The organism is Ramlibacter sp. GCM10027632 (genome assembly GCF_042675325.1).
Lineage (GTDB): Bacteria > Pseudomonadota > Gammaproteobacteria > Burkholderiales > Burkholderiaceae_C > Ramlibacter.
On sequence record NZ_JBHTGW010000024.1, the window covers coordinates 1 to 296 of the forward strand.

General features: G+C 51.4%; 1 pseudogene. It reads left to right on the forward strand.

Going from position 1 to position 296, the window contains the following annotated elements:
- Positions 1 to 296 (forward strand): annotated as a pseudogene (locus tag ACFQZY_RS19135) (peptidase M42); the annotation flags it as partial.

Consider the following 296-nt stretch of genomic DNA (forward strand, 5'->3'; position numbering starts at 1 on the left):
CGATATCGGCGCGGAAAGCAAAGAGCAAGCTACGGAGTTCGGCGTTCGCCCGGGCGACTCCATCGTACCGGTTTGCGAATTTACTGTGATGAAAAATGAAAAACTGCTGATGGCCAAAGCATGGGATAACCGCATCGGCTGTGCCATCGCGATCGATGTGCTGAAGCAATTGGAAAACGTCGAGCATCCGAATACCGTTTATGGTGTCGGCACTGTTCAAGAGGAAGTCGGCTTACGCGGAGCGAAAACGGCCACAAATATCATTCAACCTGATATCGGTTTCTCGGTTGACGTAG